The sequence below is a fragment of the Roseibium sp. JB4-4 genome (assembly GCF_055693425.1).
The window spans coordinates 2,210,202-2,236,638 of sequence record NZ_CM146333.1 but is presented as its reverse complement, the minus strand read 5'-3'; the positions used below and the strand labels follow the sequence as shown (position 1 = coordinate 2,236,638).

The following is a 26,437-nucleotide window of genomic DNA, read 5'->3' as shown; positions in this document are numbered from 1 at the left end:
GCTTTGTCGGATTGAACGCGCCCGGCACATTCCATAACCGCTCACGCGTTTCGCGTCACCCATTATTGGTTGAATGCTTGGCTTTAAACGGTCTCAAAGATACTGAAACGATACGAAATCCGCATGCTATTCACTTCATTCAGGAATTGAAGTCGGTGAAACAGGGATTTGGCAAAAAACTATTCCGCTTGACGGGATAGCTTTGAAAACCGGTGCCCGGTGTACCTGGCAAGCACCCATTACATTAAGGCCATCAAACTGGGATTGGAGACCCTGAAGATGGCCACGAGCCTGACCAGCACATCGAAATCACGCAAAAAGCCGGAAGATCGGCTCGACGTGTTCCCGACCTTCATGAAGGTCGCCGGGCAGCGTGTGCTTGTGGTTGGGCACGGAGCGGAGGCTGCGGCGAAAGTTCGTCTGCTGGGCGAAACCAATGCACGTATTGTCGTCATCTCCGCCTTGGTCGAAGCCGATCTTGAAGAAGCTATTGAGCGTTTTGGTGCGGAGCACGTCAGTGAAGAATTCCGCCCCGTGCATTTGAACGGCGCTGCGCTTGTGTTTTCGGCGCGGGAGGACTGGGCGCTGGACAAGGCGGTGGTTGATGCGGCGCGCATCATGGGCGTTCCGGTTAACGCCGTCGACAAACCGGAGCTTTGCGATTTTTACACCGGCGCACTTGTCAATCGCGCGCCGATCGCAGTTGCGATTACTTCGACTGGCGTCGGACCGGTACTCTCCCGTCATATTCGTGCGCGTATCGAAGCCATGCTGCCACGTGCGACCGGCGACTTGGCGCGGCTTGCCGAAAGCTTTCGGGATGCTGCGACGAAGGTTATTCGCGATGGTGCACTGCGCCGCAGTTTCTGGGCGCGTTTCTTTTCCGGGTCTGTTGCTGCAAACCTTTATGCCGGCAAGGCAGGTGTTGCCAGATCTGAGGCACAGCGCCTTTTGAACAGCATGGCCGACGAGCCCGGGTTCGTCTGGCTGGTGGGCGCAGGCCCCGGCGCTGAAGACCTTCTGACTTTGCGAGCGCAGCGCTTGCTGCAGGAAGCAGACGTTATTGTTCATGATGCGCTCGTGCCGGCAGGTGTCATTGCCATGGGCCGCCGGGATGCGGAGCGGATTTCAGTTGGCAAGCGCAAGGGGGCCCATTCAGTACGCCAGAGCGAGATATGCGATTTGCTGGTTGAGCTTGGCCGCAGCGGCCAAAAGGTCGTTCGTCTGAAAGCCGGTGATCCGATGATATTCGGACGCGCAGCTGAGGAAATGGACGCGCTACGCGAAAATGAGATCGGTTTTGAGGTTGTCCCCGGCGTGACTGCTGCCTTTGCGGCGGCTGCCTCTGCGCAGATTCCGCTGACCTTGCGTGGTGTGGCTTCCAATCTGGTGTTTGCAACGGGCCATAACGCGAAATCCGAAACGCTTCCGGACTGGGCCGGATTGGCGCTGAAGGGTGCAACCGTTGCCGTTTACATGGGGCGAACCGTGTCAGCTGCCGTTGCAGCCAAACTGATTTCGGCTGGCATGAATGCTCAAACCCCGGTTGCGGTCATCGAAAACGCCGCCCATCCGGACGAGCGCCAGTTTGCCGGAAACTTGTCCGAACTCGCTGTTCTTTCGAACCGCACCGAGATCGACGGACCGGTCCTGATTGTCATCGGTGAAGCCGTTGGGCACGCCGCTTTGGAAAACGCCGAACCGCTGGCGCTGCAAGATACAGCCCGGTTCGCCGCAGCCTGATTGTTGAAGAGAGTGGACGCAATGAAAGTCATAACTGCCAACCGTCTTTTGAATGGCGATGTCGTCTGGCTTGGAGACAACCGGGGCTGGGTCGAGCGGATCACTCTGGCCAAGGTCTTTGAAGGCAAGGACGCCGTTGCCGAGGGGCTCTCTCAAGGAGCAGAAAGTGAAAAAAACCAGGAAGTCGTCGGTGTCTACGAAATGGACGTGACGGTTGAAGAAGGTGTGATCGTCCCGGTCCGCTTGCGCGAAAAAATCCGCGCAGCCGGCCCAACAACCCATCCGGACTTTGGCAAACAGGCGCAAGCCGTATCCGTTTGACAAGAACTTAGAAGGGCAGCGCCTGAAACGGCTGCGCCCAACCAGGAGCAAGAAGATGTACCGTTACGATGAATTCGATGCCAGCTTCGTCAACCAGCGCACTGAGCAATTCAAGGACCAGGTGCGCCGCCGCCTGGCCGGAGAACTCAGTGAAGACGAGTTCAAGCCGCTTCGTTTGATGAATGGCCTTTATCTTCAGCTACATGCCTACATGCTGCGGGTCGCGATCCCTTACGGCACCCTTAACGGCCGGCAAATGCGCAAGCTTGCCCACATCGCCCGGACCTACGACAAGGGCTATGGCCATTTCACCACACGTCAGAACATTCAGTTCAACTGGCCAAAGCTGGAAGACACGCCAAAAATCCTGGAAGAGTTGGCCGAAGTGGAGATGCACGCAATCCAGACGTCGGGCAACTGCATTCGCAATGTGACCGCAGATCACTTCGCAGGCGCTGCTGCTGACGAGATTGCAGATCCGCGCCCTTACGCGGAAATCTTGCGTCAGTGGTCCTCGTTGCATCCGGAATTCTCGTTCCTGCCGCGCAAGTTCAAGATCGCGATCACAGGTGCCCCCAATGATCGTGCCGCCGTCCAGGTACATGACATCGGCTTGCAACTGGCGCGGAACGCTGAGGGTGAGATCGGCTTTGTTGTCTTCGTTGGCGGTGGCCTCGGCCGCACGCCCATGATTGGCCGCAAAGTGCGCGACTTCCTGCCTGAAGAGGACCTGCTGGCCTATTCCGAAGCGATCCTGCGTGTCTATAACCGCTACGGTCGCCGGGACAACAAGTACAAGGCGCGTATCAAGATCCTGGTTCATGAAACCGGACTGGATGAGCTGAAGGCCGACATCGAAGCGGAATTCGAAAAGATCCGATTCGGAGTGCTGCGTCTGCCAGATGAGGAAGTTCGGCGGATCGAAGCCTATTTCGCACCACCGCCGCTTGAAGTCGGCGCGTCGACATCTCATACGGTGGAAGCTCGCAAAGCGTCCGACGCAGCTTTTGCGCAATTCGCGGCACATAACCTGAACCCGCACCGGGTACCTGGCTACACATCGGTGACGCTGTCCATGAAACCAATCGGCGGCATACCGGGCGATGCATCTGATGCGCAGATGGACGTGATTGCAGACCTTGCCGAGAAATACGGACAGGACGAAATTCGCATTTCCCATGAGCAGAATGTCATTCTTCCGCATGTGAAACTGGATGATCTTCCAGCGCTGTTCGATCAGCTCGTGGCTGCCGAGATCGCAGAGGGAAATGCTGGCCTCGTCACCGATATCATCGCGTGCCCAGGTATGGACTACTGTGCTTTGGCTACTGCCCGCTCCATTCCGGTGGCGCAGCGTATTTCAGAGCGTTTTGGCGCCGCTGAACGTCAGGCGGAAATCGGTGAGCTGAAGATCAAGATCTCCGGTTGCATCAACGCCTGTGGCCATCACCACGTTGGCCATATCGGCATTCTCGGTCTTGAGAAGAAAGGCGAGGAATTCTACCAGGTCACGCTTGGCGGGTCCGCGAACGAGAATGCGTCCATCGGAGAAATCGTCGGACGCGGTTTTTCGTCCGATGAAGTGGTCGACGCGATTGAAAAGCTCGTCGACACCTATGTCGGCCTGCGTTCAGGCAAAGAGGAAACCTTCCTGGAGGCCTATCGCCGGGTCGGGGAGGCACCTTTCAAGGAGGCTCTTTATGGGGCTGCATGAGACCTTCAACCTCGGTGTTGATCCGGAGCTGGGCCTTCAGGCGGAAGTTGCCACACTGAATGCCCAGTTTGAGGACGCGACGGCACAGGAGATCCTGATGTCTTCCATCCGGCATCAGTTTGCCGGTGATATCGCAATGGTCTCCAGCTTCGGTGCGGATTCAGCGGTGCTTTTGCACATGGTCGCGCAGATCGATCCATCAACACCGGTTCTTTTTGTCGACACGGTCAAGCTGTTCCCGGCAACGCTCCTCTATCGCGAGGAGTTGGTCGAGAAACTGGGCCTGACCGAAGTGCGGACGCATAAACCCTTGCCGGAGGACCTTGCCAAAAGCGACCCGGCCGGAATGCTCTGGATGACTGATACCGACGCCTGCTGCCACATGCGCAAAGTCGTACCGCTGGAACGGGCATTGAACGGATTTGGATCCTGGATCTCAGGTCGCAAGCGTCATCAGAGCTCCACACGCTCCAGTCTCGACACGTTTGAAATCGATGATGGCCGGGTGAAGGTCAATCCGCTTGCCGACTGGACTGCAGCCGAGGTTCTGGACTACGCACGGTCTCACGATCTGCCGCCACATCCACTGGTCGCGCAGGGCTATCCCTCGATCGGTTGTCTCCCTTGCACCAGCAAGGTCGCACCGGGCGAAGACCCGCGTGCGGGGCGATGGCGCGGCCAGGACAAGACGGAATGCGGCATTCATTGGCCAACACATGGCAAGGAAATTGACGGTAGCGGCATCTGAAAGTTGCCGGGAATACGAATTTGAGGACGCAAAACATGGCTACGATCTACAAGGACGGCGAGTTTGTCGAAGAAACCTGGAATCGCGTTGACGCGGAGACAGGTGAAACGTTTGAAGGCGATGCGGTTGTTCCGCTTTCGCTGTTCATCGATGACGCAGACAGGTTTTTGAACCGCTCGGCAAAGACAGCCGTCCTGGTGGAAGCTGGCGATGACGTCGAACCCCTGCAGCCGTATCTCGACCGGTTGGCATTTGTCGCGGTCGATTTTCCAAGTTTCGCCGATGGCCGGGGCTTCTCAGCCGCACGCGTTTTGCGGGAGCAACTGGGCTATCACGGCGACATTCGAGCTGTTGGCAAATACATTCTCGACCAGGTTCCGCTGGCCCGACGGTGCGGCGTGTCTTCGTTCGAGATCTCAAAGCCTGAAGTCTTGAAAGCTTTGAAAGCCGGTGAATGGCCGGAAGTCACAAAATACCTGCAGCCGGTCGGCACAGTGGAAGAAATTCCGGTCGGTACCCGGCCCTGGGCACGCCGGTCCTTCCGCGATGTTGCCGTCGCCGCCGAGTAGTCAGGCGCACTTTCCCGGTATTTGCCAAAAGATCGGGGCAAGATATCTGCAATAGGCGTGCATCGCGTTCTCGCACGCCTTCAGACTGAGAAATTGTTCGACCCGGTTACAGGAGGCTGTAACCGGGTCTTCTTTGTTCCGCTTCATTACGGCAAGCGCAATACAGCGCCTCGTGAGAATTTTTCGCGGGCAAGGCGCAAGGTCTTGTCAAAAAAGAGATTTTCAAGAAACGGCTTCATTCATTCATGTGATAACGCGAGTGTGAAATCGTCATTGATTGACAATAAATAGACCAGTCTATTATTAATTGAGTTATCGACACTGTCCTCTTGCAGAAGCGCCCCATTGGCGCATCCGTATTTTCAGAAAAGTCTGACAAATGGCACGAACACGAAACGAAGCCGCGTACGAAACAGCCAGAAACAGGTTGCTGGACACCGGTCTGAATCTGATCCGGGAAAACAGTTTCGCCAGCGTTGGTATCAACGATGTCTTGAGGGCATGTGGCGTTCCCAAGGGGTCTTTTTACCATTACTTCGACACCAAGGAAGCCTTCGGCATCGCGGTTGCCCGTCACTACAACGCCCAGGAAGTGGCAACCGCACAGAGCATTCTCTCTGACGTTTCGATACCACCTCTCAAGCGCCTGAAATCCTTTTTTGAAGGAGCCCGTCAAGGCATGAAGGATCGTTCCTTCGCGCAGGGTTGTCTGATGTGCAACCTGTCGACGGAGCTTGCGGACGAAAAACCAGAATTTCAGGCTGAGCTGGACACGCATTGGCAGGCAATGGTTCGCGAGTTGACGGCTTGCCTGAAAGAAATGGACACATCCGACGTCGGACTTGGCCATCTCTCGGCCCATGAGGCCGCAGACTGGCTCATGAATTCGTGGAGTGGCGCGCTGACCAGAATGAAGGCGTGCCGCGACGACGAACCCCTGGCGCTTTTCATGCGCACAATCTTCAAGGATGAAGGAATTTGATATGGCAGCTCCGAAAACCGTTTTGATTACCGGCGCCAGCCGAGGGATTGGCCTTTTGACCGCCGAGCGTTTTGCGGACCGTGGGCACGTGGTCTATGCAGGCATGCGGGGACTGACAACGCGAAACAAGGGAGCAGCCGCCGATCTCACGGCATATGCCCAAGGCGTTTCCGGAACGATTGTCCCCATAGACCTTGATGTAACCGATGCGACAAGTGTCGAGAGAGCGATCGACAGCATTGAAAAGGATCGCGCGATTGATGTCCTGGTGAATAATGCCGGCGTGATGCCCGTCGGTTTGACCGAGGGCTTCACCATGAAACAGGCAGAGGATCTGTTCGACGTGAACGTCTATGGCGTCATGCGGACAACGAAAGCTGTACTTCCGCATATGCGGAAGCGCAAAACCGGGCTCGTCGTCAGCCTCAGTTCGGTAGCCGGACGGTTCGGGATGCCATATTTCGGTCTCTACTGTTCCAGCAAGTGGGCGATGGAAGCTTATTGTGAGGCTTTACACTACGAGCTCGAGCCGTTCGGCATTGAATCGGTTCTTGTAGAACCAAGTGGTCACGGCACTGACCTGGTAACAACAGCACCTGCGCCGGGAGATACAGGCACGGTGGGAGAATATGGTGATCTCTCAAATGGTCGGGACCGGTTGCTCGGCATGTTTCAAGGCATGTTTGATCAACGAGATGCGAGCACGGATGCCAACAATGTCGCAATGAAGATTGTTGAGCTGGCGGACATGGACGGCGCACGCCCTATCCGCACGCAGGTTGGTCACGACATGGGCGTTGCGGCTCTCAATGATGCCGTCGCTCCCATCCAGGCGGAGCTCGTGAAAAGCCTGAAGCCGGTTTATACCGGGGCGGCACAATAAGCGTGTCGAGATTGATTTTCCTGAAACCTCAAGTCAGTTTGTTGACCCGCATAGAGGCATGAACCACAGGGTCCGCAGATAACCTTCAAGCGCCGCAAGAGATCTCTCTCTCGCGGCGCTTGTCATGATCAGGGGTTTTGAACCCTGAAATGGAGCGCAAGGTGTGGGGCAATCTGCAATCTGTACCGGGTCGGTTCAATGGCTGGTGCTTGTAAGTGTCCACAGAACGAAACCCGGGAAAACGAGCATCGGTGTAAGCGTCAGCAACATGCCAATGGCTCTGCCGTTGCCAATACCGGAATTCACCAAGGTGCCATAGTGAACGAGCCTGCCTAGCAGAAGGGAACATCCGCCGGCCCATAAAAGTGCGACCGGAGCTCCGGAATATTCGGCGGCAGCCATTGCAAGCAGCACGATTGGAACGGTTTCGGTGAAATTCCCGTGTGCGCGCATGCGCTTGAGCAGCATTTCATCGCCGCCATCCAGAAAATGCGTTTCCGTTTTCAGGCGTCGAAGACCAACGGCAACCGTCATGGGAATCTGTACCAGAGCCAGCAAGGCTATGAACACAAGCGTTACTGGAAATGTGGAAACAATATTCATGTCAAAACTCCTTCGGGAGTAGGGTGGACGACCTGTGAAGTCGGCCCACCGGTACGCTTATTCCGCCGAAGGCGCTTCGTAGGTGATCAGGGCGATCACACAGCCGACCGGATCAACAAGTGTTGCCATCCGTCCGACCCCTGGCACGCTCATTGGTTCGCTGGCAATCGTTGCACCGAGTGACTTGGCCTTTTCAATGCGTGCATCGACGTCATCGACCGTGACATAAGGCAGCCAGCGGGAGGTGTCGGACTGTTCGGGTGGAAATCCGCCAATCTTCTCTTCGCCATTGGCGATCACTGTGTAGGTCATGCCGGGCATTTCCATCTCTTCCGTGCCCCAGCCCAAAAGGCTTGTGTAAAATGCCTTGGCTTTTGAACCATCGCCGCTGTGCAGTTCCATCCAGCTGAAGGCACCATGTGTTTGCATCGGATTGCTCATGTCTCTTGTCCTCGTCGTTTGAAGTCCACCTGAAAAGGCCAGGTGTTCTAAGAACGAGTGAGGATCGGCATTTCCGACAGGGTGACGTTATTTTTGAAAAAAATGATCGGAGTCAGGTGTCTTTGGAAAGCTTGTGCAGCTTCTGTTCTATGTGCAGTCGTTCAGCATCCGTACCGGCCAGATCAAAGGCGCGCTTCAAGGCGTCATAAGCGTCTTGTGTGCGGTCAAGGTCCATCAGCAGCGAGCCTTTGACTGCGAAAAAGCCGGCATATCTTTCAAGAGACGTCTGCAAACGGTCCAGTCGCTCAAGCGCGAATTTCGGCCCGTGAAGTTTGGCAAGTACAACGGTGTGGTTGAGCGCGACTACAGGTGAGGGACGAATGTGCTGAAGCGCACGATAGAGTCGTTCGATTTCTTGCCAGTCGGTCTGGTCATAACAAGCTGCGCGCGCGTGCGTGGCCGCAATGGCTGCTTCGATCTGAAGGTGACCGGGTCTCGCGTTGCGCAAAGCTGCCTCGAGAAGCACAGTTCCTTCGGCGACCAGTTTCCTGTCCCACAAGGACCGGTCCTGCATCTCCAGCGTCACGGCCTGACCGTCTGCAGTCAGCCTTGCAAATCGTCTGGAATGCTGGATGAGGCAGAGTGCCAAAAGACCGCGCAATTCCGGTATTTCGGGAAAGAGGCGTACCAGCAGCCGGGCAAGACGGATGGCCTCTTCACACAGCGGTTCCTTGATAAGGGCAATCCCCTGAGAGGCGGAATACCCTTCGTTGAACACAAGATAGATCGCATTGGCGACTGTGCTTAGTCGCTCGGCCCGCTCAGCCGCATCAGGTTCTTCATAGGAAAGTTTGGCAGCATGAAGCCGCTTTTTTGCACGTGTGATCCTTTGTTCCATGGTCTTTGGTTGAACCAGAAAGGCACGGGCAATTTCTTCTACCGTCAGGCCGGCGACAACCTTGAGCGCAAGGGCAATCTGCTGGTCGCGGCGCAGAACCGGGTGACAACAGGTAAAGAGGAGCCGCAGGATATCATCGCGGTAGACAGAACGATCGAGCGCATCCGTCAGGTCTTCTTCCGGATTGGTTTCTTCATGTGCCTGCTCCAGGTCTTCCGGGGCGGACAGTGTTTCCCTTCTCCGCTTGCGCAGTGCGTCTATAGCTGAATTGCGGCCGGTGACGATAAGCCAGGCAACAGGATCTTTTGGCAGGTCTTCTGGTTGCCAGGTACGAACCGCCTTGAGAGACGCTTCCTGGAAAGCATCCTCTGCAAGATCGATATCGCCAAATGCCCGGTTAAGCGCAGCCAGAACGCGCGGACGAGCTGCTCTAAGATGCGTCGATAACCAGGCGCTCGGCATTCTGGAAGTCTGCCCCCTCGAAATAAGCTACGGGCCGGATCTCGACGCGGCCGTTTTCAAAAGGCAGTTCTTTCACGGCCTCGATTGCGTCTTCCAGGGTGGCCGTGTCGATCAGGTAAAAACCCATGAACTGTTCTTTGGTTTCCGCAAAAGGCCCATCAGTGACGATAAAGTCGTTGCTTTCCCTGTTGACGGTGACGGCCGTTCCTGTCGACATCAGTTTGGTCGCAGCGGCAAAACTCCGGTCGGACTTTGTGCGTTCGTGAAACGCTCCATGCTTCTTCAGGATTTCCTGATGCTCCTCCGGTGAAAGAGCGTCGTAGAAATCTTCACTGCCGTAAATCAAAACGGAAAAGAGCATTGCTGAGTTCCTCCGGTTCCCTAGGTTCGATCAAGGGACGTTTTCTCCCCAGCTTACCCGACAGGCCGAGACAAGAAAATCTCCGGAATTGTGGTTTGTTGCGGTTGTTGTCTCAATCTCTCGATCGACACCGCATGAGCTGTGGTTCTCGCAAATCTCTAAGAAGCACTATCCCTTATCCCAGCCAACCGTCACGCTTCAGGACCTGATGGGTGTCATCAAGTGTCTTCCAGGCGGTTTCAACCAGAAAATCGGCTTCTTCGTGGCTAAGCACCAGAGGTGGCGAGATGATCATGCTGTCCCGGACAGCCCGCATGACCATACCGTTCTGGAACGAGGCGTCGCGGCAAATCGTGCCAACGGTTCCGACATCCTTGAACGGTCTGTGAGGGTCGCTCTTGTTGGGAACAAGCTCCAGAGCTCCCATGAGCCCGGTCATGCGGGCTTCACCGACCAGAGGGTGGTCACCCAGATTTCGCCAGCGTTCCTGCAGATAGGGGCCAATATCGTTTTTGACCCTGTCAACGAGGCCTTCGCGTTCGATGATCTCAAGGTTGGCGAGCGCAGCCGCTGCGCAAACCGGATGACCGGAATAGGTATAGCCGTGGTTGAAGTCTTCGCCTGCGTTCATCAGGCCTTCCGCCACGCGATCAGACACCAGGACACCGCCCATTGGCAAATAGCCTGAAGTCAGGCCTTTGGCGATCGGCATCAAGTCGGGTTCCATGCCGTAGTAGGATGATCCGAACCAATCACCGAGGCGACCGAAGCCGCAGATGACCTCGTCGGATACAAAAAGAATGTCTCGATCTGCAAGAATCCTGCGGACTTCGGGCCAATAGGTCTCCGGTGGAATGATGACGCCACCGGCCCCCTGGATCGGCTCAGCGATGAATGCGGCCACCTTGTCTTCGCCGATTTCGTCAATCGCCTGCTCCAGTTTGCGGGCCGCGGCAATGCCGAATTCGTCCGGGCTCATGTCGTAGCCTTCACCAAACCAATAGGGCTGGTCGATATGATGAACACCTTGAACCGGCAGGTCACCCTGCTTGTGCATGGCCTTCATCCCGCCAAGGCTGGTCCCGGCGAGCGTTGAACCGTGATAGCCGTTCCAGCGGCCTATGATCACCTTCTTGTCCGGCTTTCCCTTCATGTCCCAATAGGTTCGCACCATACGAAAGACCGTGTCGTTCGCCTCTGAACCGGAGGAACAGTAAAACACCGTGTTGATATGATCGGGTGCGAGCTTCGCCAGCTTTTCCGAGAGGGCGATAGCGGGAGGATGGGTGGTCTTGAAGAATGTGTTGTAATAGGCAAGTTCGTTCATCTGCTTAAAGACAGCATCGGCGATTTCACGCCGTCCGTGGCCAACTTGCACGCACCAGAGACCGGCCATTCCGTCGAGGATTTTCTTGCCGTCTGAATCCGTCAGCCACACGCCGTCGGCATGCGTGATGATACGGCTGCCTTCTTCGTTGAGGCTCTTCATATCCGAAAAGGGATGCCAGTGATGGGCGGCATCGAGTTCCTGCAGGGCCTTGGTCGGATAGATGTTGGAATGGGCCGTCATGGCGTGAACTCCGATGGAAGGAAAATAGCGGGGTCGAGGGGTCAGACATTGAGCAGGAGGTATTCCCGCTCCCAGGCACTGATCACTGACATGAAGGTTTCGAATTCCTCGTATTTGATCGCCCGGTAGGTGGCGACGAATTGTTCGCCAAAGACTTCGACCATCTCCTCGGACTTTTCAAAACTGGCCACGGCTTCCGGCAAGCCGCGCGGCAGGGATTTTGCCCGCTCGGAGCAATCGTCCGATTTGGGGGCGTCAGGCTTCAATTCGTTGATGATGCCGAGATAGCCGCAGGCAAGGCTTGCAGCGATGGAAAGATAAGGGTTCGCATCAGAGCCGGGGATCCGGTTTTCGAGCCGCCTTGCATCAGCGCTCGAATAGGGCACCCGCAGTCCGACGGTGCGGTTGTCGTATCCCCAATAGACATTGACCGGAGAAGTCGAAGTTTTGGAAAACCGTCGATAGGAGTTCACGAATGGTGCCATGATGCAGGCCACCTTGGGCAGGTATTTCTGATGACCTGCAATGAAAGACAGGAAAGCAGGCGTCTCTTCGCCGTTTTCTCCGGCAAAGATGTTCTGGCCGGTCTGACTGTCGAGCACAGACTGGTGAATATGCATCGCCGATCCGGGCTGGTTTGACATCGGTTTGGACATGAATGTGGCATACATGTCATGCCGCAGCGCAGCTTCTCGGATGGTGCGTTTGAATAGAAATACCTGATCGGCCAGCACGAGCGGATGGCCGTGGCGCAGGTTGATTTCCATCTGCGCTGCGCCTTCCTCGTGGATCAGCGTGTCGATCTCAAGGCCCTGCTTTTCCGAAAGGTCGTAAATGTCGTCGATCAGATCGTCGAACTCATTCAGGGCGGAAATGGAATAGGATTGGCGTCCCACCTCTGGTCGGCCTGACCGCCCACGCGGCGGCTCAAGGGGTAGTCCGGGTCGGTGTTCGGGCGCACCAGGTAGAATTCGATTTCTGGTGCGATAACAGGGTCCCAGCCTTTGTCGTTATAAAGCTTGAGGATGCGTTTCAAGACGTTGCGTGGCGCGGTTTCAACCGGCGCCCCGTCACGCGTATAGGCGTCGTGGATGAGCTGCGCGGTCGGGTCGGATTCCCAGGGGACCGTGGTCAATGTGCTGTAGTCAGGACGGAAGTAGAGATCACCGTCGGTCGGGTTATGTTGAAACCTGTCGTCGTCTTCCGGGTAGTCGCCAGAAATGGTTTGCGCAAAGATCGAGGCAGGCATGGTCATGACCGACCCTGAGAAAAACTTCTCGGTCGGCATCATCTTGCCACGTGCCACACCGGCAATGTCGGGAACCACACACTCGATATCCTGAATGTTGCGGGCATGCAGCCAGTCGCGCGCTGCATCGACATCCGGGACACCCCGAAGGCTGTCCACGGGATTGGCGGATTGGTTGCCGGGGTTGTCTGCGCTCACGTGAAGCTCCATTGGTCTCGTGCGGTTTCGCGGCAGACTGAGTGGGGTGACCTGGTTGACCGGCCTGGAGCCGGTCGCCGAAATCACGTTTCGAAAATGCTGCCGTCTGTGCGAACGTCTAATTTGTGATCACAAAATGACATGGCCTGACTGAAGGATCAACAGGCTCATGTGTCAGTGAGGATTGCCTTGCCCAGCAAACCCATGCCGTCACTGATGTCAGCCGTTACTGCCGCCCGCAAGGCAGGGCCGCTCTTCTGTTCAATCGCGCGAATGGCCTCCTTGTGCCGATCTTCCAGGTTCGCCGTGCCCACGCGTCCGTAGACCGTGCGCATGAACGGTGCGAATTGCAACCAGAGACTGTCGATCAGAGGCAAGAGTACCTTTGACAGCGATGCCCTGTAGATCCGGAAATGAAAGGCATGGTTGAGCCTCATGTAAGCCTCGGCGTCGCCGCCGGTCAGATGGCGGTCAATCTCATCATCGATTGAGATCAAAGCGTTGACGTCCAGCGTTCTGAGATGAGGCAATGCAAGCTCTGCCAGTTCCGGTTCGAGCAACAAGCGTGCTTTCAAAAGCTCTTCGAAACGCTCCGGCGTCATGTCGGGAACCTGCACCCGGCCATTGGGTTTGACTTCCAGAGCATTTTCCGCAGCAAGTCTTTGCAGGACTTCGCGCACAGGCATCGGACTGACACCAAGCTCGGCGGCGAGCCCACGAATTGTTACAGCCTTTCCAGGAATGAAACGCCCGGTCAAAAGACCGTTGCGCACCGAGTGATCGACCTGTTCACGCGTGGCGCCCCGTTTGCTTGGAACGGGATTTCCGTCCCTCTTCTCAATGCCGGAAGACAATGCGGTTTGCCGGACGGACAAGGATGGTCTCCAATCGCCAAAATGTGCTCAATGTGCGATCTGCCTTGACAGGGTTTTCCGAAAGTGATCACATTTTTGAAAAGGACGCAAACAAAAGCTGTCGGCATGGTCATGTCTCGGAGTGACACCGCGGTGACAACGCAAGGGGCGTAACGGAGCACTCAATGAACGAGCTTCCCCATCAGATCCTGGAACATCCTGCAGAGCATGGATGGAAGGCCGGATTTGAAGCCTTCCTTGCTGCCCACCCGGACCTGGATACGCTTGAAGTCATCCTCCCCGATACCAACGGTGTCTTGCGTGGCAAGTGGCTGCCAGGCAAAGCCCTGCCGAAAGTGTTCGAAGGCGGCGTTGCCTTCCCCTATTCGCTGTTTGGTCTTGACGTCTGGGGCCGCGAAGTTGAAGCCACCGGCATGCATCTGGAAACCGGTGACAAGGATGGCGTCTGTTGGCCCATCCCCGAAACGTTAAAGCTTGTTCCCTGGGCGGACCGTAAAACGGCGCAGGTTCTGCTGTCGATGTATGACCGCGACGGCGAACCATTTCTCGCAGACCCTCGCCATGTTCTGGAGAACATGGTCGCGCGCCTGAAAACAGAATACGGCGTTTCGGCAACCTGTGCCTTCGAGCTGGAATTCTATCTTTTCCAGGAAAGCGACGGTGATTGGACAGAGCAGCCCAAACCGTTGTTTTCAACGCATCTCGGCCCGGCGCGCCAGAACATGTACGCTCTGTCTGATCTTGAGGCACTGCTGCCGGTCGTCGATGATCTGCGCAGGGCCTGTGAGGCGCAAGGCATACCGGCAGATGCAGCGGTTTCTGAAGCTGCGCCTGGGCAGTTTGAGTTGAACTTGCACCATCGCCGCGATCCCTTGCTTGCAGCTGATGACGTTGTTCTGCTGCGCCGTCTGGTGGCCGGTGTCGCCAGAAAACATGAACTCAAGGCCTCGTTCATGGCCAAGCCCTTTGTGGAATGGCCGGGCAACGGGATGCATGTGCACGTCTCCATGGAGAACGAGAAGGGCAACCTGTTTGCCGATCCGGAAATGGGAGGCGAGCGACTTGGACATGCCATCAACGGGTTGCTGAAAACCATGCCTGAGTCACTGCTTCTGTTCATCTCGACCTTTAACGGCTTCCGGCGCATGCAGCCGGGATCTTACGCACCGGCGTCGATCTGCTGGGGGTATGACAACCGCTCGGTTGCCTTGCGTGTTCCAGCTTCCAGTCCTGAAGCCGCGCGCGTGGAACACCGGATCGCCGGCGCAGACGCCAATCCGTATCTTGTTCTGACAGGCATTCTCGCCGGGATGATGGAAGGGCTGACCCTGCAAAAGGACCCGCCGGCGCCAGTCACCGGCAATGCCTATGAAAAACGGAAGAAACGGCTGACGCCGTGGATGGATGAAGCCATCGATGCCTTTGAAGCGTCCAAGCTCATGAAAAAAGCTGTCGGCAAGGAAATGCACAAGGTGCTGACGGAGATCAAAAGAGAGGAACTGAACGAATTCGGGCGGGAGATCTCGTCGTTGGAGCGTCAGACTTATTTGTGAGCTGACGCTGCACAAAATCGGCGCTGGACAAAATCCGGTGCCATCGCCAATCTGCGGGACAGACAAGACGCACCAAGCGCGAATGTCCGTTTTTAATCAGAGACTAGGCCCGGACAGGGTCAACACAAACTCTGAGGGGAGTTTTCAGATGACGTTAAGAACCATGTTAACCGGTGTTGCTGTTCTCAGCCTGATGAGCGGCGCTGCACTGGCTCAGGACCGGACTGTGAATGTCTACAACTGGTCAGACTATATCGATGAGTCGGTCCTTGAGGATTTCACCAAGGAAACCGGCATCAAGGTCGTTTATGATGTCTTTGACAGCAATGAGGTTCTGGAGACCAAACTGCTGGCAGGCGGTACGGGATATGATGTTGTGGTCCCGACGGGGACTTTCCTGGCGCGTCAGATTCAGGCCGGTGTCTTTTCCGAACTTGAAAAGGACAAGCTGTCCAACCTTTCCAACATGTGGAAGGATATTGAGGAGCGAGTCCAAAAATACGACCCGGGCAATGCCTACTCGATCAACTACATGTGGGGCTCAACTGGCATCGGCTATAATGTCGACAAGGTAAAGGCGGCCCTCGGTGAGGATGCGCCGGTGGACAGCTGGGACCTCATCTTCAAGCCGGAAAACATCGAGAAACTCAAGAGCTGCGGCGTTTACATGCTGGATGCGCCGGCGGAAATGATTCCGGCCGCACTCAACTATCTGGGCCTCGATCCGGACAGCAAGGACCAGGGCGATATCGAAAAGGCAGGCGAGCTTCTGAAAACGATCCGCCCGTCTATTCAGAAGTTTCATTCGTCCGAATACATCAATGCGCTTGCCAATGGCGATATCTGCGTGGCGATCGGCTGGTCCGGCGATGTGCTGCAGGCCCGGGACCGCGCAACCGAAGCCGGAAATGGCGTCACGGTTGAATACGCCATTCCGAAGGAGGGCGCACAGATGTGGTTCGATCAGATGGCAATCCCTGCGGATGCACCCAACAAGGCAGAAGCGCATGAATTCCTGGACTTCATCATGCGCCCGGACGTCATGGCCAAGGCGTCCAACGTTGTCTATTACGCCAATGGCAACAAGGCCTCCCAGGAGTTTCTGAACGAAGACGTTATCGGCGACGCGGCGATCTACCCGGACGAAGAAACGGTTAAAAACCTCTTCACCACGACGCCCTATCCGCCGAAGATACAAAGGATCGTCACGCGGACCTGGACCGGCGTGAAAAGCGGTCAGTAACTGAAAAAGCCGCCGGGTTCTGGAAAGACCTGGCGGTTTTTGGTTTGGTGTCCTGAGGGGTTTTTCGTTTTCCGGAAGAACCGGATGCACCGCTCTGGACATTTTGCATAGATCGGCCCTGAGCGTTTATCGGGACTCGTTGGAAGGCTGATCGATCACCCGGTGGGGGATATTGTGGCAAAAAAATCAGTAGGGCCGGTACGCAGGGAGTTCATGCCCTGGGAAAACCCTGATCATCCTCCCTTCATCGAATTTCGCAATGTTACCAAGAAATTCGGTGACTTCACTGCGGTGAAGAACCTCTCCCTGAAGATCTACGAGAAAGAGTTTTTCGCACTGCTGGGCGGTTCTGGATGTGGCAAGACAACCCTGATGCGCATGCTTGCAGGATTTGAAACTCCGACGTCCGGTCAGATTTTTCTCGATGGACAGGATCTTGCTGGCATTCCACCCTATCGTCGTCCCTCTAACATGATGTTCCAGTCCTACGCGCTTTTCCCGCACATGAGCGTGGAAAAGAATATCGCCTTCGGTTTGAAGCAGGACAAGATGCCCACCTCGGAAGTCGAGGCTCGGGTCGCAGAGATGCTGCAGCTGACCAAGCTGGAGCAATTTGCCAAGCGCAAGCCGCATCAACTTTCCGGCGGCCAGCGCCAAAGGGTGGCGTTGGCCAGATCCTTGGCGAAACGACCGAAAGTCCTGCTGCTCGACGAGCCTCTCGGTGCGCTTGACCGCAAGCTGCGTGAAGAAACGCAGTTCGAACTGATGAACCTGCAGGAAGAACTGAAAATGACCTTTCTGATCGTTACCCACGATCAGGAAGAAGCCATGACCGTTGCTGACCGGATCGCGGTGATGGACAAGGGCGAATTGGTCCAGGTCGCAACGCCTGCCGAAATCTATGAAGCGCCGAATAGCAAATTCGTGGCCGACTTCATCGGTGATGTGAACCTGATCGAGGCCAAGGTGACGGAGAAGACCGACGCGCTCACCCGGATGACATCGGTTGTCGACGGCTTTGCCTTGGAATGCGATCAGGCGACGGACGCGAGTGTCGGTGAAACCGTCTGGTATGCCATCCGTCCGGAAAAGGTCCGCATTGCTGAAGGGAACGTCGAACCCGGCGTCGTCAATCATATCGGTGGTGTGGTTTGGGACATCGCCTATCTGGGAGATGTATCCATCATTCATGCCAAGGTTGGTGAAGACGATCACGACACGCTTCGATCAACTTTCGCAAATGTCTCACGCATCGTGGAAAAACCGATCACCTGGGACGACAACGTGGTGCTGACGTTCGACAGGGACGCCGGTGTCATATTGAGAGGGTAGGGGGATGGCGGAAGAACACGTCGCGCCCCCGGTCAGGCGGGGTTTGGGAGGCTGGCTACTGATAGCCATGCCTTACATATGGTTGCTGATCTTTTTCCTTGCGCCGTTCCTGATCGTCTTCAAGATCTCCCTGTCGCAAGTGGCGATTGCCATCCCTCCTTACGTTCCGACCTTTGACCTTTCTGAAGGCTGGCAGGCATTCGCGGACGGATTGAGCGAACTGTCTCTGGAAAACTATGTCTGGCTCACTGAGGATGCGCTGTACTGGAGGTCCTATCTTTCCTCCGTAACCATCGCCGCCGTTTCGACCTTTCTGACACTTCTGATTGGCTACCCGATAGCCTATGCCATGGCGCGTGCGCCTCAGGCTTTGCGCCCGACGCTGCTCATGCTGGTCATTCTGCCGTTCTGGACGAGTTTCCTCATCCGTGTCTACGCCTGGATCGGCATTTTGAAGAATGAAGGTTTGCTCAATCAGCTGCTGCTGTCGCTCGGGCTGATCGATGAGCCTCTGGTGATCCTCAACACCAACATCGCCGTCTATATTGGCATTGTGTATTCCTACCTGCCGTTCCTGGTGCTGCCGCTTTATGCCAGCCTTGAACGTTTGGACGGCAGCCTACTCGAAGCGGCTGAGGACCTCGGCTGTCCGCCCTGGAAGGCATTTTGGAAGATAACGGTGCCGCTTTCGCTGCCGGGTATCATCGCAGGATGCTTTCTGGTGTTCATTCCAGCAGTCGGCGAGTTTGTTATCCCGGATCTTCTCGGGGGCTCCAACACGCTAATGATCGGCAAGACGCTCTGGGTTGAGTTTTTCAACAATCGGGATTGGCCGGTTTCCTCAGCGGTGGCCGTAATCTTGTTGTTGATCCTGGTGATCCCGATCGTTCTATTCCAGAACCAGCAGCAAAAAATGTCGGAGAAAGAAGGATGACGCGCGGTCCGACCTGGTTCAACGTCACGTCTTTGGTCGTCGGGTTTTCCTTCCTCTACCTGCCGATTGTGCTCCTGGTGATCTACTCTTTTAATGACAGCCGACTGGTTACTGTCTGGGGCGGTTTTTCAACGCGATGGTATGCTTCACTTCTGGAAAACGACCAACTGCTTGATGCGGCTTGGGTGACACTGCGTGTTGCATTCACGTCGGCTTGCATTGCAACGGTTCTGGGAACCTTGGCTGCGCTGGTGCTTGTGCGCTCGGGTCGTTTTGTCGGACGGTCGCTGTTCTCCGGGATGATTTTCGCACCTCTGGTGATGCCGGAAGTCATTCTGGGGCTTTCCCTGTTGCTGCTGTTTGTATCGATGGATCAGGCCCGCGGCTTCTGGACCGTGATGCTGGCGCATACGACCTTTGCCATGTGTTATGTCGCAGTGGTCGTCCAGTCGCGCCTGGTTGGTTTTGACAAGTCCATGGAAGAAGCAGCCGAAGACCTTGGGTGCCCGCCCGTCAAAACCTTTTTCCTGATTACACTGCCGATCATCCTGCCGGGCGTTATCGCCGGTTGGATGCTGGCCTTCACGCTGTCGTTGGATGATCTTGTCATCGCCAGTTTCACCACAGGGCCAGGCGCGACCACATTGCCGATGAAAATCTATTCTCAGGTTCGCCTGGGTGTGACGCCTGAGATCAACGCCGTCTGCACATTGCTTGTCGGTGTGGTCACCATCGGCGTGATCGCCGCGTCAATTGTCACAAAACGCCAGCAGGTGCAGCGCGAACGTGACGAGCGTGCAGCTTTCGGAGCGGATGGCTGATCTTTGCTGTTCAGGCCCTGGGGGGCTTGAACAGATAGATTACCAGCCAGACCGGCACCACGATGAAAGCTCCGAGGATCATATTCGGGACGGCCCAGTCCCAGAATTCCAACAGATAGATCCAGAGCTGCATCGGGCTGAGGCCGACAGAACCCAGAATGTCCACGGCCGTAATATTGACAAACGACAGTCCCGCCCCGACGAGCAGGGAAATGACAGCGATTTTGAAGACTGTCGACAGGAACTGATACACAGCTATCGTTTTCTTTCAGAGCAGGTTTTGTTGGCGCTGTGCAGGAAACCACCCCAGCCCCATGCATCGGCACTTCGGAATTCTTTGCTTTAACAATTTACATACCATAAACAACTTGGCAGAAAATCGGGAAGACATGCCGCAAACCGCTCGATTGCAGGCTTGGTAAACGGCCAAATCGATTAAGTGACAGTGCATTCATGTTTTTCGCTGCAATGCGGCAAAGACATCTTGACCACGGAGAACCAAGCAGCGAATGTGCCGCTCACGCACCTGCGGTCTTTATTGGGAGTGAAAGATGAACAAAATTTATCCGGACGCAAAGGCAGCGCTTGAAGGCCAGACCTTTGACGGCATGACTGTGATGGCCGGTGGGTTCGGTCTGTGCGGCATTCCGGAAAACTTGATTGTGGCACTACGGGACTCCGGTGCAAAAGACATCACCGCGATCTCCAACAATGCCGGTGTCGACGATTTTGGCCTGGGTCTGCTGCTGCAAACCCGTCAGATCAAGAAGATGGTTTCATCTTATGTCGGTGAAAACGCAACTTTCGAAAAACAGTATCTGAACGGTGAGCTGGAACTGGAATTCAACCCACAGGGCACGCTGGCTGAACGCATTCGCGCTGGTGGTGCCGGTATTCCGGGCTTCTATACCAAAACCGGTGTAGGTACGCTGATTGCCGAAGGCAAGGAACTCAAGGATTTCAACGGCGAAACCTATGTGCTGGAGACAGGGCTTGTCGCCGATGTATCGCTTGTGAAGGCATGGAAAGCCGACAAGGAAGGCAACCTCACCTACCGCAAGACCGCCCGAAACTTCAATCCGATGATGGCAACAGCCGGTAAGATGTGTGTGGTCGAAGTGGAAGAACTGGTTGAAGTAGGCGAACTGGACCCAGACAACATCCACACCGCGGGCATTTTTGTTGACCGCATCATTGTGGGCAACCACGAAAAACGTATCGAAAAGCGCACGACGCGCGCAGCCTAAAGGAGACACATCATGGCCTGGACACGTGATGATATGGCACAGCGCGCTGCGCAAGAGCTTGAAGACGGTTTCTACGTAAACCTTGGCATCGGCATTCCGACGCTGGTTTCGAACTACATTCCCGAAGGTGTTCATGTGACCCTGCAGTCGGAAAACGGCATGCTCGGCATGGGACCTTTCCCTACGGAAGACGAAGTTGACGCCGACCTGATCAACGCCGGCAAGCAGACCATTACCGAACTGCCGCAGACCAGCTATTTTTCCTCTGCGGACAGCTTTGGCATGATCCGCGGTGGCCACATTGACCTGTCGATCCTCGGAGCGATGGAAGTGGCTGAAACCGGTGACCTCGCCAACTGGATGATCCCAGGCAAAATGGTCAAGGGCATGGGCGGTGCCATGGATCTGGTTGCCGGTGTCAAACGGGTTGTCGTGATCATGGACCATACGTCAAAAGCGGGCGATCCTAAGCTTTTGAAAGAGTGCTCGCTGCCCCTTACAGGGGTGCACTGCGTCGACAGGATCATCACCAATCTCGGCGTTTTCGATGTCGTGGAAGGTGGTCTGAAAGTGGTCGAGCTTGCACCTGACGTGACACTCGACGAGGTCAAGAAGAAAACCTTGGCAACGCTGGTTTAGCCGCTGCAATTCCAGCCCTTTTCAAATGCTCGATGAAATGACAAGGCACCCGCAATTTGCGGGTGCTTTTTTGAGTGCGCCTTGCGGCTGCATCAAACCAGGTCACCTGAACACCGGCACAGCTTTCAAGGCAGCCGTGCCTGACCGGCTGAACTTGCGGTCGCGTTTCACCTTTTCAACTGCAACACTGTCATTGAGTTGCGGTGCTGTCCTGCCGTTCGGCAATCGGGCGGATTGCCGGAAAATCCTGATCGGTCAGAGTTTCCTTGGTGAGGAGCAGGTTCGCACCCTCATCAAGTTCCGTCCGGTGTGAGGTGAGCAATTCCTTGGCGCGACCAAAGGCCGTTTCGACGCGGGTCTTGATTGCCAGGTCGATCTCGCGCTGTGTTTCGTTGGAAACCTCAACGACATCTCCGGCTGGTTGTCCAAGGAAATTCTGCCTTTGCGCGGAATAGACGCGGTTGCCGAGGTCGGTCTCCATGCCGTAGCGCATGACCATGTCGCGGGCGATTTCCGTCACCTTCTGGAGGTCGTCCGAAGCACCGGTAGATATCTCGCCAAAGACGATCTCTTCTGCAGCTCTGCCGCCCATCAACACAGCCATCCGGTGTTCCAGATCCTGGCTCGACAGAAGAAACCGGTCTTCGGTCGGTCGCTGCATCGTGTATCCCAACGCACCGACGCCACGTGGAATGATTGAGATCTTGTGAACCGGATCGCATCCTTCAAGATTGGCAGCCACCAGAGCATGACCCATTTCGTGAAAGGCGACCGTATTGCGTTCCTTGTCAGAAAGGATGCGGCTGCGTTTCTCAAGGCCCGCGACCACACGTTCCACGGCTTCATTGAAATCCTGGAGTGTAACGGCATCAGCCTTGCGCCGCGTTGCAAGCAAGGCGGCCTCGTTGACGAGGGTGGCGAGATCCGCACCTGAAAAACCTGCGGTGAGCTGGGCAATCTGATCGAGATCGGTGTCTTCGGCCAGAACGATTTTCTTGACATGAACGTCCAGAATTGCGCGGCGGCCGGGCTTGTCCGGCCGGTCAACCAGAACCTGCCTGTCAAAACGCCCTGCGCGCAAAAGCGCGGGATCCAGAATTTCGGGCCTGTTGGTCGCCGCCAGCAGAATGATGCCGCTGGTAGGATCAAAGCCGTCAAGCTCCGTCAGGAGCTGGTTGAGCGTCTGTTCCTTCTCATCGTTTGTACCCATTGCGCCGCTGGAGCGCGCGCGCCCCAGGGCGTCCAGTTCGTCAATGAAGATAATGGCAGGGGCAGCCTTGCGGGCTTGCTCAAACAGATCGCGCACGCGGGCTGCCCCGACGCCGACGAACATTTCGACAAATTCCGAGCCGGAAATAGAAAAGAAAGGCACACCGGCTTCGCCTGCAACTGCTCTTGCAAGCAGGGTCTTGCCGGTTCCGGGAGGGCCAACCAGCAGAATGCCCTTGGGAACATGTGCGCCCAGGCGGCCATAGTCCTTCGGGTCTTTCAGGAAGTCGACGACTTCCTTCAGCTCCCGCTTGGCTTCGTCGACACCGGCCACATTGGTGAAGCGCACATTGACATCTGTTTCGACATAAACCTTGGCCTTGGATTTGCCGACGGTCATCATGCCGCCGATACCCTGTTTTTCCGCGAACCGCCGGATGAAGAACATCCAGAGCCCGAAAAGCAGCAACACAGGCAGAACCCACGAAAGGATGTCCTTCAAGAATGTGCTCTGGACGACCCCCTCGAACTTGACGTCGTACTTTGTCAGCTCTTCAGCGAGGGGGATGTCGACGCGGGTGGTGACAAAATACTGCCTTCCGTCCTTCAGGGGCTCCTTGAACTTGCCCTGGATCGTGTTTTCCTTGACGGAGATCTCTTCGATCTTCTTGTCTTTGAGATACTGCTCGAACTGGCTGTAGGGAATGGGTTCGACATTCTTGTATGTGGTCCACCAGCTCTGAAACAGGAGCACCAGCATCATCGCCGCAAAGGCGTACCAAAGATTGATCTGGTGTTTCTTTTCCATGGAAGAACGTCCTGAGAATGTGCAGAAAGAATGGTGCCATTGGGACGACTCGACCACGTGCTGTCAAGCTCGCATCGTCGCCGGGCCTGAAGGCATTTGTCAGGTTGCGGGACCGATCTGGCGGGTGGACAGTTTGGTCCGGAATGATGACGCGCTGGAACGTGCAAGGTAAATTACAGGGATCAACCCGACGAGCACGATCGCAAGCGAAGGCAAAGCCGCTTCTTCAAATGCTTCTCGGGAAGCTGCTTCGAACACGGTCGTCGCCAGTGTTTCGAAATTGAAAGGTCGCAGAAGAATTGTTGCCGGAAGCTCCTTCATGCAATCAACGAAACTGAGGAGCGCTGCCGACAGCAACACCGGCTTCAGGATCGGAAGGTGCACCTGGGTCAGCGTTTGGCCGCTATTTCTTCCAAGCGTTCGTGATGCCATGTCTAGGTGAGGGGTGATCCTGCCGAAGCCACCCTCCACCTGCCCATAGGAGACGGCCAGAAACCGGACCACATAGGCATAGACGAGGCCCGTGCCGCTACCGAGCAGCAACAGACCAGTATTGATGTTGAACCAGCTTTCCATTCTCGCATCGAGAAAATTGTCGAAATTTGCGAGTGGAATGAGAATGCCGATCGCCAGCACCGTGCCGGGGATCGCATATCCGATTGAGGCCAGGCGAACGGCCATCTTCAACGGACCTTTTGAGTTGAGACGCAGGGCATAGGCAAGAGACACAGAGATAACCACCGTCAGCAGCGCAGCAACGGCTGCAAGGCTGAAACTGTTCCAGACGGTTTGAAGAAAACCATCGGAAAAGAGATCGTCGAGACGACGGCTTGCGCGATCAGCAAGCAGAAGACCCGGTACAACGAAGCCGACAAGGATCGGTGTCAGGCATAGTACAAGCGCAAGCGCCGCCTGCCAGCCATTCAGATCGAAGCGGGTTGGAGGCCGCTGTTTGGAACCACCGCCACTGTCAAAGCGCTGCTTGCGACGGCCGAAGCGCTCCAGCCACAACAGCAGGAACACCATCAGCAGCATTGCCAAAGCGAGCTGGGCCGCGCCGCCCAGGCTCGATCTGTTGAGCCAGGTGTCGTAAACTGAAAAAGTCAGCGTCTTGACGCCAAAGAATGTCACCGCGCCTATGTCGTTCAAGCATTCCATAAGCGCCAGTGAGACGCCAATGGCTATGGCCGGGCGCGCCAGCGGCAGCGCTATGCGAAAGAACAGACCATAAGGTGAGGCGCCAAGCGTACGCGAAACATCCAATGTGGATGCGGACTGGATCAGAAAGCTCGCGCGGGTGGTGAGATAGACATAAGGATAGAGGACCGCACCCATCACGAAGATCGCACCGCCAAGGGATCGGATTTCAGGAAACCAGTAGTCTCTAGAGGTTTTGAACCCGAATATATCGCGGATCAGGCTTTGTACCGGCCCCGTGTAGTCGAGAATTTCCACATAAGCGAAGGCGACAATATAGGTAGGAACGGCAAGCGGTACGAGAAGTGCCCAATCCAGGATCCTGCGTCCCGGAAAATTGCACATCGTGACGAGCCATGCTGTCAGGACGCCGGTAACGCCGGTGGTCAGACCGACGCCGAGCATCAAAAGCAATGTGGTTTGCGTCGCGCCCGGCAGAACGGTGCGCAAAAGGTGAACCCAGACCTCTGTTGCCGGCGTGAAGGCGATGACAACAATGGCGCCGAGAGGCAACAGCACCAAAGATGCAATCAGCAGCGCAGCGACTTGCCAGAAACGGTCTGCAAAGGTGAGGGTGGGCGTGCGCAGCAAAGCGGATCTTCTAGTTGATAATGCTTCGCAAAAGCTCTAGCGGCAAAAAGACAAAAAAGCAAAAAGCGCCGCTGGAAGGCGGCGCTTGATGTTGGTGCCAATGCGACAGGCTCAGGACGCCGGACCGTCGTCGAAACCGACTTTATCGACGAGTTCACTGGCGGTTTTGCGGTTTTTGGCCACATCGTCGAGCGAGAGCGCATCCGGCTTCAGCTCACCCCAGCTCTTGACCCGCTCCGAAACCTCGACACCCGGGGTCACCGGATACTCGAAATTGGTTTCAGCATAGATCTTCTGCGCATTTTCCGACGTCAGGAATTCAATCAGCTTGACAGCGTTGTCCTTGTTCGGGGCATGCTTTGCCAGAACGACACCGGCGAGGTTGACATGGCTGCCGCGATCGGCGGAGTTCGGGAAGAGAATGCGAACGCTTTCCGCCCATTCCTTTTGCTCCGGCTCTTTGTCGTTGGTTTCCATCTTGCCCATGTAATAGGTGTTGCCGATGGAGATGTCGCACTCGCCAGCAAAGATTGCTTTCACCTGTGCGCGGTCATTGCCGGCCGGCTTGCGCGCAAGGTTATCGCGTACACCTGCCAGCCACTCTTCGGTCTTTTCCTCGCCGTGGTGTGCGACCATCGATGCAATCAGTCCGATGGTGTAGACATGCTGACCGGAACGGGTGCAGAGCTTGCCATTCCATTTCGGGTCTGAGAGCTCTTCGTAAGTGATGCTGTCCTGGCTGACACGATCCTTGGACGCATAGATGATCCGTGCACGATTGGTCAGGCCGATCCAGTGACCTTCCGGATCACGGTATTGGGCCGGAATATTTTCATTCACCACATCTGAAGCTACTGGCTGAGTGACGCCGAGCTGTTTGGCGCCGTCCAGGCGACCGATATCGACCGTCAGGAGAACATCTGCCGGTGAGTTCGCACCTTCGGCAGCCATGCGCTCACCAAGACCCTTGGAGGCAAAGACCACATTGGTTTTGACGCCGGTCTCAGCTGTAAATGCATCCAGCAGCGGTTGGATCAGGAACGGCTGGCGGTAGGAATAGATATTCACTTCACCATCGGCAAAAGCCGGAGCTGCGGCGAAGGTTGCTGTGGTCATCGCAAACGCACCTGTAAGGGCGCGAAGAGTGGAGCGCATGAAACTCTCCCAGTTTCTGGTTGGTTGTTTCGTTTCGACAAGTTGTGCTCATCGAGTGCCCGGAATATGTCGCGATACCGCACTCAAGTCA

The 26,437-nt window shown here is 55.9% G+C and carries 24 protein-coding genes and 1 pseudogene; 14 read left to right on the top strand and 11 right to left on the bottom strand.

What is annotated here, in order from left to right:
• The first annotated feature begins 279 nt into the window (after positions 1-279).
• From cysG to ACZ1HV_RS10260, 7 genes are all read left to right on the top strand, one after another.
• The gene (cysG, locus tag ACZ1HV_RS10290; RefSeq protein ID WP_472718005.1) at positions 280-1,743 is read left to right on the top strand and encodes a siroheme synthase CysG; all 1,464 of its coding nucleotides are present in this window, start codon (positions 280-282) and stop codon (positions 1,741-1,743) included.
• A gap of 21 nt (positions 1,744-1,764) precedes the next feature.
• On the top strand, positions 1,765-2,064 hold the full coding sequence (locus tag ACZ1HV_RS10285; RefSeq protein ID WP_298821022.1) for a DUF2849 domain-containing protein: 300 nt from the start codon (positions 1,765-1,767) through the stop codon (positions 2,062-2,064).
• A gap of 55 nt (positions 2,065-2,119) precedes the next feature.
• The gene (locus ACZ1HV_RS10280; RefSeq protein ID WP_298960223.1) at positions 2,120-3,778 is read left to right on the top strand and encodes a nitrite/sulfite reductase; all 1,659 of its coding nucleotides are present in this window, start codon (positions 2,120-2,122) and stop codon (positions 3,776-3,778) included.
• Entirely contained in the window at positions 3,765-4,526 is a 762-nt protein-coding gene (locus ACZ1HV_RS10275) for a phosphoadenylyl-sulfate reductase (protein ID WP_472718004.1), read from the top strand. The genes ACZ1HV_RS10280 and ACZ1HV_RS10275 overlap by 14 nt, the downstream gene beginning before the upstream one ends.
• A gap of 35 nt (positions 4,527-4,561) precedes the next feature.
• Entirely contained in the window at positions 4,562-5,095 is a 534-nt protein-coding gene (locus ACZ1HV_RS10270) for a DUF934 domain-containing protein (protein WP_298821016.1), read from the top strand.
• A gap of 379 nt (positions 5,096-5,474) precedes the next feature.
• Positions 5,475-6,077: a TetR/AcrR family transcriptional regulator gene (locus tag ACZ1HV_RS10265; protein WP_472718003.1), complete on the top strand. Its 603-nt coding sequence runs from the start codon at positions 5,475-5,477 to the stop codon at positions 6,075-6,077.
• Between the two features lies 1 nt (position 6,078).
• Positions 6,079-6,960, top strand: coding sequence for an SDR family oxidoreductase (locus tag ACZ1HV_RS10260; protein WP_298960215.1), 882 nt, complete (start codon positions 6,079-6,081; stop codon positions 6,958-6,960).
• Between the two features lie 195 nt (positions 6,961-7,155).
• Here the strand turns inward: ACZ1HV_RS10260 and ACZ1HV_RS10255 are convergent, their stop codons facing one another.
• From ACZ1HV_RS10255 to ACZ1HV_RS10225, 7 genes and pseudogenes are all read right to left on the bottom strand, one after another.
• Positions 7,156-7,563 (bottom strand): MAPEG family protein, encoded by a 408-nt coding sequence (locus ACZ1HV_RS10255; RefSeq protein WP_298821010.1) that lies wholly within the window; start codon positions 7,561-7,563, stop codon positions 7,156-7,158.
• A gap of 57 nt (positions 7,564-7,620) precedes the next feature.
• Positions 7,621-8,004, bottom strand: a complete 384-nt coding sequence (locus tag ACZ1HV_RS10250) for a VOC family protein (protein WP_472718002.1) — start codon at positions 8,002-8,004, stop codon at positions 7,621-7,623.
• Between the two features lie 112 nt (positions 8,005-8,116).
• On the bottom strand, positions 8,117-9,364 hold the full coding sequence (locus ACZ1HV_RS10245; protein WP_472718001.1) for an RNA polymerase sigma factor: 1,248 nt from the start codon (positions 9,362-9,364) through the stop codon (positions 8,117-8,119).
• Positions 9,333-9,725, bottom strand: a complete 393-nt coding sequence (locus ACZ1HV_RS10240; protein WP_298821000.1) for a YciI family protein — start codon at positions 9,723-9,725, stop codon at positions 9,333-9,335. The genes ACZ1HV_RS10245 and ACZ1HV_RS10240 overlap by 32 nt, the downstream gene beginning before the upstream one ends.
• A gap of 175 nt (positions 9,726-9,900) precedes the next feature.
• Positions 9,901-11,295, bottom strand: a complete 1,395-nt coding sequence (locus tag ACZ1HV_RS10235) for an aspartate aminotransferase family protein (protein ID WP_472718000.1) — start codon at positions 11,293-11,295, stop codon at positions 9,901-9,903.
• A 41-nt stretch (positions 11,296-11,336) separates the two neighbouring features.
• A pseudogene (locus ACZ1HV_RS10230) lies at positions 11,337-12,754 on the bottom strand (glutamine synthetase family protein).
• Between the two features lie 155 nt (positions 12,755-12,909).
• Positions 12,910-13,617: a GntR family transcriptional regulator gene (locus tag ACZ1HV_RS10225; RefSeq protein WP_472717999.1), complete on the bottom strand. Its 708-nt coding sequence runs from the start codon at positions 13,615-13,617 to the stop codon at positions 12,910-12,912.
• Between the two features lie 164 nt (positions 13,618-13,781).
• Here ACZ1HV_RS10225 and ACZ1HV_RS10220 point away from each other — a divergent pair, with 164 nt between their 5' ends.
• The 5 genes from ACZ1HV_RS10220 (at position 13,782) to ACZ1HV_RS10200 (ending at position 19,500) form a co-directional block, all read left to right on the top strand.
• Entirely contained in the window at positions 13,782-15,170 is a 1,389-nt protein-coding gene (locus ACZ1HV_RS10220; protein ID WP_298984774.1) for a glutamine synthetase family protein, read from the top strand.
• A gap of 148 nt (positions 15,171-15,318) precedes the next feature.
• The gene (locus ACZ1HV_RS10215; protein ID WP_298820992.1) at positions 15,319-16,413 is read left to right on the top strand and encodes a polyamine ABC transporter substrate-binding protein; all 1,095 of its coding nucleotides are present in this window, start codon (positions 15,319-15,321) and stop codon (positions 16,411-16,413) included.
• A 213-nt stretch (positions 16,414-16,626) separates the two neighbouring features.
• Positions 16,627-17,745 (top strand): ABC transporter ATP-binding protein, encoded by a 1,119-nt coding sequence (locus ACZ1HV_RS10210; RefSeq protein ID WP_472718428.1) that lies wholly within the window; start codon positions 16,627-16,629, stop codon positions 17,743-17,745.
• A gap of 4 nt (positions 17,746-17,749) precedes the next feature.
• On the top strand, positions 17,750-18,679 hold the full coding sequence (locus ACZ1HV_RS10205; protein ID WP_298820988.1) for an ABC transporter permease subunit: 930 nt from the start codon (positions 17,750-17,752) through the stop codon (positions 18,677-18,679).
• Positions 18,676-19,500 carry an ABC transporter permease gene (locus ACZ1HV_RS10200; RefSeq protein ID WP_298820986.1) on the top strand — a complete coding sequence of 275 codons (825 nt, stop codon included), beginning with the start codon at positions 18,676-18,678 and terminating at the stop codon, positions 19,498-19,500. The genes ACZ1HV_RS10205 and ACZ1HV_RS10200 overlap by 4 nt, the downstream gene beginning before the upstream one ends.
• Before the next feature lie 10 nt (positions 19,501-19,510).
• On the opposite strand, the gene ACZ1HV_RS10195 is transcribed toward ACZ1HV_RS10200, so the two are convergent.
• A complete protein-coding gene (locus ACZ1HV_RS10195) occupies positions 19,511-19,753 on the bottom strand; it encodes a DUF6460 domain-containing protein (protein ID WP_152503228.1) in 243 nt (80 codons plus the stop codon).
• A gap of 298 nt (positions 19,754-20,051) precedes the next feature.
• Here ACZ1HV_RS10195 and ACZ1HV_RS10190 point away from each other — a divergent pair, with 298 nt between their 5' ends.
• Both ACZ1HV_RS10190 and ACZ1HV_RS10185 read left to right on the top strand, forming a co-directional pair.
• Positions 20,052-20,747, top strand: a complete 696-nt coding sequence (locus ACZ1HV_RS10190; RefSeq protein WP_298820982.1) for a CoA transferase subunit A — start codon at positions 20,052-20,054, stop codon at positions 20,745-20,747.
• A gap of 12 nt (positions 20,748-20,759) precedes the next feature.
• Positions 20,760-21,386, top strand: a complete 627-nt coding sequence (locus ACZ1HV_RS10185; protein ID WP_298820980.1) for a CoA transferase subunit B — start codon at positions 20,760-20,762, stop codon at positions 21,384-21,386.
• 190 nt (positions 21,387-21,576) lie between these two features.
• On the opposite strand, the gene ftsH is transcribed toward ACZ1HV_RS10185, so the two are convergent.
• The 3 genes from ftsH to ACZ1HV_RS10170 all read right to left on the bottom strand — a co-directional run bounded on the left by ftsH (position 21,577) and on the right by ACZ1HV_RS10170 (position 26,346).
• Positions 21,577-23,403 carry an ATP-dependent zinc metalloprotease FtsH gene (ftsH, locus tag ACZ1HV_RS10180; RefSeq protein WP_298960199.1) on the bottom strand — a complete coding sequence of 609 codons (1,827 nt, stop codon included), beginning with the start codon at positions 23,401-23,403 and terminating at the stop codon, positions 21,577-21,579.
• 99 nt (positions 23,404-23,502) lie between these two features.
• Positions 23,503-25,191 carry an ABC transporter permease gene (locus ACZ1HV_RS10175; RefSeq protein WP_298960198.1) on the bottom strand — a complete coding sequence of 563 codons (1,689 nt, stop codon included), beginning with the start codon at positions 25,189-25,191 and terminating at the stop codon, positions 23,503-23,505.
• Between the two features lie 111 nt (positions 25,192-25,302).
• The gene (locus tag ACZ1HV_RS10170) at positions 25,303-26,346 is read right to left on the bottom strand and encodes a Fe(3+) ABC transporter substrate-binding protein (RefSeq protein WP_298820973.1); all 1,044 of its coding nucleotides are present in this window, start codon (positions 26,344-26,346) and stop codon (positions 25,303-25,305) included.
• Positions 26,347-26,437: the final 91 nt, after the last annotated feature.